6 protein-coding genes and 1 tRNA gene are annotated in these 9,668 nt (G+C 54.0%); 5 read left to right on the top strand and 2 right to left on the bottom strand.

Annotated features, from left to right (window positions below):
- Window positions 1-297 precede the first annotated feature (297 nt).
- Window positions 298-384 (bottom strand) — tRNA-Leu (locus QZ280_RS07120).
- 205 nt (window positions 385-589) lie between these two features.
- Between QZ280_RS07120 and QZ280_RS07115 the strand changes: the two genes are divergently transcribed.
- Entirely contained in the window at window positions 590-1,570 is a 981-nt protein-coding gene (locus QZ280_RS07115; protein ID WP_293441878.1) for a complex I NDUFA9 subunit family protein, read from the top strand.
- A gap of 105 nt (window positions 1,571-1,675) precedes the next feature.
- Window positions 1,676-2,188, top strand: a complete 513-nt coding sequence (locus tag QZ280_RS07110; protein WP_365734355.1) for a DJ-1/PfpI family protein — start codon at window positions 1,676-1,678, stop codon at window positions 2,186-2,188.
- On the opposite strand, the gene QZ280_RS07105 is transcribed toward QZ280_RS07110, so the two are convergent.
- The gene (locus QZ280_RS07105) at window positions 2,185-2,991 is read right to left on the bottom strand and encodes an undecaprenyl-diphosphate phosphatase (RefSeq protein WP_293441877.1); all 807 of its coding nucleotides are present in this window, start codon (window positions 2,989-2,991) and stop codon (window positions 2,185-2,187) included. The two genes, QZ280_RS07110 and QZ280_RS07105, sit on opposite strands and share 4 nt — an antisense overlap.
- 217 nt (window positions 2,992-3,208) lie before the next feature.
- Here QZ280_RS07105 and QZ280_RS07100 point away from each other — a divergent pair, with 217 nt between their 5' ends.
- The 3 genes from QZ280_RS07100 to gltB are packed head-to-tail and all read left to right on the top strand — an operon-like array spanning window position 3,209 to window position 9,599.
- Window positions 3,209-4,645: an NAD(P)-dependent oxidoreductase gene (locus QZ280_RS07100; RefSeq protein WP_293441876.1), complete on the top strand. Its 1,437-nt coding sequence runs from the start codon at window positions 3,209-3,211 to the stop codon at window positions 4,643-4,645.
- Window positions 4,646-4,701: 56 nt separating this feature from the next.
- Complete coding sequence (locus tag QZ280_RS07095; protein ID WP_293441875.1) at window positions 4,702-5,067, top strand: GFA family protein; 366 nt, start codon at window positions 4,702-4,704, stop codon at window positions 5,065-5,067.
- Window positions 5,067-9,599, top strand: coding sequence for a glutamate synthase large subunit (gene gltB / locus QZ280_RS07090; RefSeq protein ID WP_293441874.1), 4,533 nt, complete (start codon window positions 5,067-5,069; stop codon window positions 9,597-9,599). The genes QZ280_RS07095 and gltB overlap by 1 nt, the downstream gene beginning before the upstream one ends.
- Window positions 9,600-9,668: the final 69 nt, after the last annotated feature.

Here is a 9,668-nt window from a genome sequence, read left to right as displayed (position 1 = left end):
CGATACAGTGTGGCCTTTCCAATGAGGGGTCTAAGGCGCTCTGGAACGTTCCTCTTATAGCGAAAGCTGCCGTTGCTCCGGCGAAAAACATAGCGGGGGAGTCGTAGGGGCACATCATCACTCATGGTTGTGGATTGTGCGCCTAACGTGACCTGGTTCAAGCCAAAACGGTTCTACAGGTCTGACTATTTTAGCCCCAAAGCTGACAAAGTGGTCCCGAAAGCGGTCCCGAAAGTGGTCCTGTGAGAAGCTATACCACTGTATTTGCTTGGTTTATTGGTAATTTAAGAAAGATTTTGGTGCCCAGGAGAGGACTCGAACCTCCACATCGTTGCCAATACTAGCACCTGAAGCTAGCGCGTCTACCAATTCCGCCACCTGGGCAGGTGCCTTCGGAGGCGCGTTTAGACTTGGGCGTCATTCCTGTCAACGAGATTCGCAGGGCGCTTTTTTGCGAATACCTCGACGACAGGTCCTGTTTTGCCTAAAACAAGGCCGTTTACGCTAAAAAAAGCGCCTCATAAGCGGCTTGCCTGCACGCGCGCGGCTCGGTACATCTGCATCAACAAAAAGGCGAAGGATTACGCGCATGTCCAAACTTGTCACGATCTACGGTGGATCCGGTTTTGTAGGCCGTTATATCGTACGCCGCATGGCGAAAGAAGGCTGGCGCGTTCGCGTTGCTGTTCGTCGCCCGAATGAAGCAATGTTCGTAAAACCCTACGGTACGGTTGGCCAAGTCGAACCAGTCCTGTGTAACATTCGCGATGATGCCTCTGTTGCGGCGGCTTTGCACGGTGCTGACGCGGTTGTGAACTGCGTTGGTATTTTGACGCAAAACGGTAAGAACAAGTTTGATGCGGTTCAGGCCGAAGGTGCAGGCCGCGTTGCGCGCGAAGCTGCCGCAGCTGGGATCGACAAGATGGTGCAGATTTCCGCGATTGGTGCGGATGCAGAGGCTGAAAGTGATTATGCCCGCACCAAAGCGCTAGGTGAGGAAAATGTGCTAGCGCATATGCCAAACGTGATGATCCTGCGCCCCTCAATCATGTTTGGAGCAGAGGACAAGTTCTTTAATCGCTTCGCTTCCATGGCGCGTATTGGCCCGATCGTGCCTGCAATCGGTGCTGAGACGAAGTTCCAGCCAGCCTATGTCGATGATGTTGCCGCTGCGGCTGTCAAAGGCGTGCTGGGCGAGGCGCATGGGATCTATGAGGTCGGCGGCCCTAACGTGCATACATTCCGTGAGCTTTTGCAAACGATGCTCTGTGTGATCCAGCGCCGCAAATTGATTCTCAATGTGCCTTTCCCAATTGCACGTGTGATGGCGTGGGCGTTTGATTTGCTTGAAACGATTACGCTTGGCCTTGTGAAGAACCCTGCAGCGACGCGGGATCAGGTGAAGAACCTTTGCCTGGATAATGTTGTGGCTGACGACGCTAAGGGTTTTGCAGAGTTAGGCATTACGCCAACTGCGATGGAAGCGGTTCTGCCCGACTATCTCTGGCGTTTCCGCCCGTCGGGTCAGTACGCGGCGATCAAGGGTTCAGCCAAGAACTTGCGTGCCTAAGAGCCGCTGATGAGAATACTTGCCGCGCTGGTTTTTACTAGCTTTGAAACGCTAGATTACTTTGGGCCTATCGAGATGCTTGGTGGCTATGGCTAAGAGACAGAGATCATAATCGTCGCAAAAGGGCTTGATCCCGTAGCGAGCTGCCATGGGCAGCGTATCTGCGTGGACAAGTATTTCTCTGAAAAGAGTAACTACGAGCTGCTCTTCATACCCGGTGGTGATTTCGCGCTGATTGAGGGGAATGGCGAAGAATTCATTCAGTGGATTCGCGACGCTTCTGCTAATGCGGAAGAGGTAGTGGCTGTTTGTACGGGCACTGTGCTGCTTGGCATGGCTGGTGTCCTTTATGGCCGCCGCGTAACGACGAACAAGATAGATTTCACGAGCACAATACACCTCGCCTCCAAGATTGATTGGGTAAAAGAGGCGCGCTGGGTCGAGGATAGAAAACTCTTCACATCATCCGGTGTTTCTGCGGGTATGGATATGGCGCTCGCTGTGATGACGGGTTTGTTTGGTCTCGAAATAGCAGAACGTTTGGCGCTGGGCTGTGAATACGAGTGGCACCAAGATTCCACACGCGATCCCTTCGCGAAACGCGCTGGGTTGGTTTAGGCGCTATATCCAATCCAGATTAGCACAATTCCCAAGATCACACGATAAATCACGTAAGGCGTGAAGCTCACCGATTTCAGTAAACGCATCATCAAGCTCAGCGCCAACAATGCGGCCACAAATGCAAATGCCGTTGCAATCGCCCCATCACGTGCCAAAGCAGCATCAGCATCACGCGCGACTTCCAAACCAAGCAATGTACCTGAGGCGAGGATCGTGGGGATGGACATGAGCATGGCCAGCTTGGCCGCATCCTCGCGTGCGTAGCCGAGATAGCGACTCGCTGTGATCGTAATGCCAGAGCGGGACGTGCCGGGGATCAACGCAAGCGCTTGCCACAGACCCATGATGAAAGCATCTTTGAGGGACCATTGAGACGCGGTTTTGGTCTGCTCCCCCTTTTGATCGGCCCAATACAAAACCAAGCCAAAGATCAGCATTGTCCAACCAATCACAGTGACCGAGCGCATCGCATCATCAAGACCTGTAATTTTCAACACCAACCCGAAAATCACCACGGGGATCGTCGCCAATCCCAAGCAAAGTGCGAGCCATGCGCCTTGATTGTCGATTTTGCCACGTAGCAGGCTAGGTACACCTGAGAGTGCAAGACGCACGTCACTCCAGAAGTAGATGACCACGGCGAACAAGGTGCCCACATGGACGGCTACGTCGATCACTTGGCCTTGGTCCGCCATGCCAGTGAGTTTCGGCAACAGGATTAGGTGACCCGATGAGGAGACAGGTAGAAATTCGGTGATGCCTTGGATGATGGCGACAAGAAACAACTGAAACAGAGACATAGAGCGGCTTTCGAGCAAGGGTGCGACCCTCCTAGCGCAGAGCGATTCGTGTGGGAAGTATTACATTGAGTCCGAATCGGTCCTAATTTTTCCTGTAAGAAGCTATCCTGTGCGTCATGCTGGCGAATATTTTGATATATAGGTAACCTTTTATGACTTTTATTTCCTGCGCGCGTTCTTTATGGGGGACTCTTCAGGCAACAGGAGTGATGTGACAATGGCCAAGCAACCGATGCTTAAATTCGTATCTGTCGAGCGCAATATGCCAACGAAACGCGCACCTGATTTGCGCAACAACGACTTTGGCGAGATTTATGCCGAATACGCTGACACAAAAGCGAAAGAGCAATCTTCGCGGTGTTCCCAGTGCGGCGTTCCCTATTGCCAGACGCATTGTCCTTTGCACAACAACATTCCTGATTGGCTCCGCCTCACCGCTGAGGGCCGTTTGCAGGAAGCTTATGAAGTCTCGCAAGCGACGAACACTTTCCCAGAGATTTGTGGACGTATCTGCCCACAGGATCGCTTGTGCGAAGGTAACTGCGTGATCGAGAATTCCGGCCATGGCACTGTGACCATCGGCTCTGTTGAGAAATACATCACTGACACGGCTTGGAAAAACGGTTGGGTCAAGGTGATTAAACCGCATGCAGAGCGCACTGAGAGCGTTGGCATCATTGGCGCTGGTCCTGGTGGTCTGGCTGCCGCTGACGTGCTGCGTCGCCAAGGTGTGCAGGTCACGATCTATGACCGTTATGACCGCGCAGGTGGGTTGCTGACGTATGGCATTCCAGGCTTTAAGCTTGAGAAAGATGTCGTGATGCGTCGCAATGATCAGCTTGCTGAGGGCGGTGTGACCTTCAAATTGAACTGCAATGTGGGCGAGGATATTTCCTTCGCCGATATCCAAGCGGCCCATGATGCGGTCATCATTGCGACTGGTGTTTACAAAACGCGTGATCTGCAAGGTCCCGGTTCTGGTGCCAAAGGCATCGAGCGTGCGATTGATTATCTCACTGCGTCCAACCGCAAAAGCTTTGGCGATGATGTGCCTGAATTCGACGATGGTCAGCTGGATGCCAAGGGCAAGCGTGTTGTTGTCATCGGTGGTGGTGACACGGCAATGGATTGTGTACGCACGGCGATTCGTCAGGGCGCGAATTCTGTAAAATGTCTTTACCGTCGTGACAAAGCAAACATGCCCGGCTCCATGCGCGAAGTGCAAAACGCGGAAGAAGAGGGCATTGTATTCGAATGGCTCTCCGCGCCTAAAGGGTTTGTTGGCGATCCTGCTGTGACAGGTGTGATGGTTCAGAAAATGCGCCTTGGCGCGCCGGATGCGACAGGTCGCCAAGCGCCTGAAGTGATCGAGGGCGCTGATTATGTTGAAGAAGCGGATCTTGTGATCAAAGCGCTCGGGTTCGAGCCTGAAGATCTGCCAACGCTTTGGGAAACCAAGGGTCTTGAAGTCACCCGCTGGGGTACTGTCAAGGCGCAGTTCACCACGGGTGAAACCGATCTGCCAAACGTCTACGCGGTTGGTGACATCGTGCGCGGGGCCTCCCTTGTTGTTTGGGCGATCAAAGACGGTCGCGATTGCGCCGAAGCGATCCTTGATAAGCTGAATAACAGCGCTGCGGTTGCGGCCGAATGAGTGGGGCGCAGATAGAAGGCCAATGCTTGTGTGGCGAGGTCACGGCGCGTGCGGTCATGTCAAAACCGATGATGCGCGTGTGTCATTGTGACATGTGCCGTCAGCACACCAGCAGCATGTTTATGTCGCTTGGTATTGATGAGGGCAGCCTAAGTTTTGACGGCCCCGTGAAAACATACCGCTCTTCTGACTGGGCAGAGCGTGGGTTTTGCGAGACATGTGGCTCGACACTGTTTTACGGCACGGTAGAGGACGGCAATCGCCATCCCTCTGCAGGCCTGTTCAAAGACGCAGCAGGCGCTGATTTGAAATTGGAATTTTTCGCTGATGCAGCCTCTGGCTACGCGTTGGCAGGCACACATCGCAAGATGACAGCCAAAGAGACAATCGCACTATTCGCGCCCGAAGAAGGAGACAACTGATGACTAAGTTTGATGCAAATTGGGTGAAGGACGAGGAAGCCAAGCGCAAGTATATGGCCGAGAATGGACTGTATGACGAAAGCGAAGAGCATAGCTCTTGCGGCGTTGGTCTTGTTGTTTCGCTGGACGGTACGCCGTCGCGCAAAGTTGTTGAAGCTGGCATTGATGCCTTGAAGGCGATCTGGCACCGGGGTGCGGTGGACGCAGATGGCAAAACAGGTGATGGCGCTGGTATCCACGTTCAAATCCCCGTCTCGTTCTTTTATGATCAGATCGAGCGCACAGGTCACACGCCGCGCAAAGATCAGTTGATGGCGGTTGGCCAAGTCTTCTTGCCGCGCACAGATTTCGGTGCGCAAGAGACCTGCCGCACAATCGTTGAAACCGAAGTTCTGCGCATGGGCTACTACATCTATGGTTGGCGTCACGTCCCCGTCGATATTTCCTGCCTTGGTGAAAAGGCGAATGCGACACGCCCAGAGATCGAACAAATCCTTATCTCCAATTCCAAAGGTGTGGACGAAGAAACGTTCGAACGTGAACTTTATGTAATCCGTCGTCGCATTGAAAAAGCGGCAACAGCTGCGGGTGTAGGCGAGCTTTATATCGCGTCGCTGTCGTGCCGCTCTGTGATCTACAAAGGCATGATGCTCGCCGAGCAGGTTGCGGTGTTCTACCCTGACTTGATGGATGAGCGGTTCGAGAGTGCGTTCGCGATCTATCACCAGCGGTATTCCACCAATACGTTCCCGCAGTGGTGGCTCGCGCAGCCGTTCCGCATGCTGGCGCATAACGGAGAGATCAACACGCTCAAGGGCAACGTCAACTGGATGAAAAGCCATGAGATCCGCATGGCCTCCAGCGCGTTTGGCGATATGGCGGAAGACATCAAACCTGTGATTGCGTCTGGGTCGTCTGACTCTGCGGCACTTGATGCAGTGTTCGAAGTTCTGGTGCGCGCGGGTCGCTCTGCGCCGATGGCGAAGACAATGTTGGTCCCTGAAAGCTGGTCCAAGCAGGCGGTTGATCTGCCACAAAGCTGGCGTGATATGTATTCCTATTGCAACTCCGTGATGGAGCCCTGGGATGGCCCTGCTGCACTGGCGATGACCGATGGTCGCTGGGTCTGCGCGGGTCTCGATCGCAATGGCTTGCGTCCAATGCGCTACGTTTTGACAGGCGACGGCCTGCTGATCGCTGGATCAGAGGCGGGCATGGTCCCGATTGATGAAGCAACTGTCGTTGAAAAAGGTGCGCTTGGTCCGGGTCAAATGCTGGCCGTGGACATGAAAAAGGGCAAGATGTTCCGTGATGGTGAAATCAAGGACAGGCTGGCCGCTGCTTTGCCGTTCAGCGATTGGGTTGGCAAAATCAATGAACTTGACGACGCACTCGCATCTGTGACGGAAAAGGCGATTTATTCTGGCGGCGAATTGCGAAAGCGCCAGATCGCTGCGGGTTATACGATTGAAGAGCTAGAGCAGATCCTCGCACCTATGGCAGAGGATGGCAAAGAAACGCTGGCTTCTATGGGTGATGATACGCCATCGGCGGTTCTGTCCAAAAAGTACCGCCCGCTGAGCCATTTCTTCCGTCAGAACTTCTCTCAGGTGACGAACCCGCCAATCGATTCACTGCGTGAATTCCGTGTGATGAGCCTGAAGACGCGCTTCGGTAACCTTAAGAACGTTTTGGACGAAAGCTCTGCACAGACCGAAATTCTCGTACTCGACAGTCCTTTTGTGGGCAACGCGCAATGGGATGAGCTGACGCGTAATTTCAACGCGGACCTTGTCACGATTGATTGCACGTTCGAGCGTGGCGCAAATGCTCTTCAGGACGGTCTCGCACGTATTCGTGCTGAGGTGGAAGATGCGGTGCGCTCTGGTGCGGGCCACATCGTTCTGACAGATCAAGCGCAGGGCGAAGACAAAATCGGTATGCCGATGATCCTCGCGACCTCTGCTGTGCACAGTCATTTGACACGTAAAGGTTTGCGGACTTTCTGTTCACTTAACGTGCGCTCGGCTGAGTGTATCGATCCGCATTACTTTGCGGTTTTGATAGGCAGTGGCGCGACGGTTGTGAACGCCTACCTTGCGGAAGATTCGCTGGCAGATCGCATTGAACGTGACCTCTTGGATTGCACATTGACTGAAGCCGTCGCGCGCTACCGCGAGGCGATTGACCAGGGCTTGCTCAAGATCATGGCGAAGATGGGCATCTCTGTCGTGTCCTCCTATCGCGGTGGTTTGAACTTTGAAGCCGTCGGTCTGTCTCGTGCGATGTGCGCTGAATTCTTCCCGGGTATGACGTCGCGCATCAGTGGGATTGGTGTCTCTGGCATCCAGTTCAAAGCGGAAGAAATTCACGGTCTTGGCTGGCAGGGTGGTCGCGATGTACTGCCGATTGGTGGTTTCTACAAAGCGCGCAAATCTGGCGAAACCCACGCGTGGGAAGCGCAATCCATGCATATGATGCAGACTGCGTGTAACACCGGTTCATTCCAGATGTGGAAGAACTATAGCGCAAAGATGCAGAGCAATCCGCCAATAAACTTGCGCGACTTGCTGGCGATTAAGCCCATGGGTGAAGCGATCAACGTGGATGACGTGGAAAGTGTCACTGCGATCCGCAAGCGTTTTGTGACGCCGGGCATGTCTTTGGGTGCGCTTAGCCCGGAGGCACATAAAACTTTGAACGTCGCGATGAACCGCATTGGTGCGCGCTCTGACAGTGGTGAGGGTGGCGAAGATCCCGCACACTTCGTTCCAGAGCCGAACGGGGATAACCCGTCTGCGAAGATCAAGCAGGTGGCGTCGGGTCGTTTTGGTGTTACGGCTGAATACCTAAACCAGTGCGAAGAGCTAGAAATCAAAGTCGCACAGGGCGCGAAGCCCGGTGAGGGTGGGCAGCTGCCTGGTATGAAGGTCACAGACCTCATCGCACGTTTGCGTCACTCAACCAAAGGCGTGACGCTGATTTCACCGCCGCCGCACCACGATATCTATTCTATCGAAGACCTTGCGCAGCTGATCTATGACCTCAAGCAAATCAATCCGCGTTGTAAGGTGACTGTGAAGCTTGTTGCTTCCTCTGGTGTCGGCACAATTGCAGCTGGCGTCGCCAAGGCGAAAGCCGATGTGATCCTGATTTCAGGGCATAATGGCGGCACAGGTGCGTCCCCTGCGACCTCGATCAAATATGCGGGCCTGCCGTGGGAAATGGGTCTGACCGAAGCGCACCAAGTGCTTGCGATGAACAACCTGCGGGATCGTGTTACTTTACGTACTGACGGTGGCCTTCGTACAGGGCGTGACATCGTCATGGCCGCGATGTTGGGTGCCGAAGAGTATGGCATCGGCACCGCTGCGCTGATCGCGATGGGTTGCATTATGGTGCGCCAGTGCCAGTCCAACACGTGCCCTGTTGGTGTGTGTACACAGGACGAAGCGCTGCGTGATAAGTTCACAGGCAATGCAGATAAGGTCGTCAATTTGATTACCTTCTACGCGCAGGAAGTGCGCGAAGTGCTCGCCTCTATCGGCGCGAAATCGCTTGATGACGTGATTGGTCGTGCTGATCTGCTGCACCAAGTCTCGCGTGGCTCTGCACACTTGGATGATCTTGATCTCAACCCGTTGTTGATCACTGTCGATGGCGCGGAAAGCATCAACTATGACCGCTCTCGTGGTCGTACAGAAGTGCCTGACACGCTCGACGCCGAGATCGTGCGCGACGCTGCGCGTTTCTTGGAAGACGGTGAAAAGATGCAGTTAAGCTACGCGATTCAGAACACACATCGCACGGTTGGCACGCGCATCTCCAGCCATATCGTCAAGAAATTCGGTATGCGCAACAGGCTGCAACTGGATCATTTGTTGGTACATTTGAAAGGCTCTGCGGGCCAATCTCTTGGCGCGTTCGCGGCTCCAGGTCTAAAGCTGGAAGTCAGTGGTGACGCGAATGATTACGTCGGTAAGGGCCTCTCTGGTGGCACAATCGTTGTGCGCCCACCTATGGCAAGCCCGCTCACGGCTTCTGACAATACGATCATCGGCAACACAGTGCTTTATGGTGCGACGGACGGTTTCCTATTTGCCGCTGGTCGCGCGGGCGAACGGTTTGGCGTGCGTAACTCTGGTGCGAGTGTGGTAATCGAGGGATGTGGCTCAAACGGTTGTGAGTATATGACCGGTGGTGTTGCTGTTATCCTTGGCTCAATCGGCGCGAACTTTGGCGCGGGTATGACGGGTGGCATGGCGTATTTGTACGACCCAGAAAGCGTTGCGCAAACACTGATGAACCACGAAACGTTGGTTACATGCGCGGTCACACAACCCCATTGGGAACGCCAGTTGAAGATGCTGGTTGAGCGCCATTTTGCCGAAACAGGTAGCCGGAAAGCGGAAGAGCTGCTGCAACATTGGGATTTGGAAGTGAAGAACTTCGTTCAGATCTGTCCGATTGAGATGCTCAACAAGCTCCCGCATCCGCTTGGTATCGAAGAAACTGCAGTACCTGCGGAGTAACCGCAACTGAAATGATAAAAACGCCCGAGATTCTGCTTCGGGCGTTTTGCATTTGTAGCGCACGCGATA

It is taken from the genome of Planktotalea sp. (assembly GCF_018607995.1).
Taxonomy (GTDB): domain Bacteria; phylum Pseudomonadota; class Alphaproteobacteria; order Rhodobacterales; family Rhodobacteraceae; genus Planktotalea.
The sequence above is the reverse complement of the archived record's forward strand: the minus strand, read 5'-3'. Positions and strand labels throughout refer to the sequence as shown.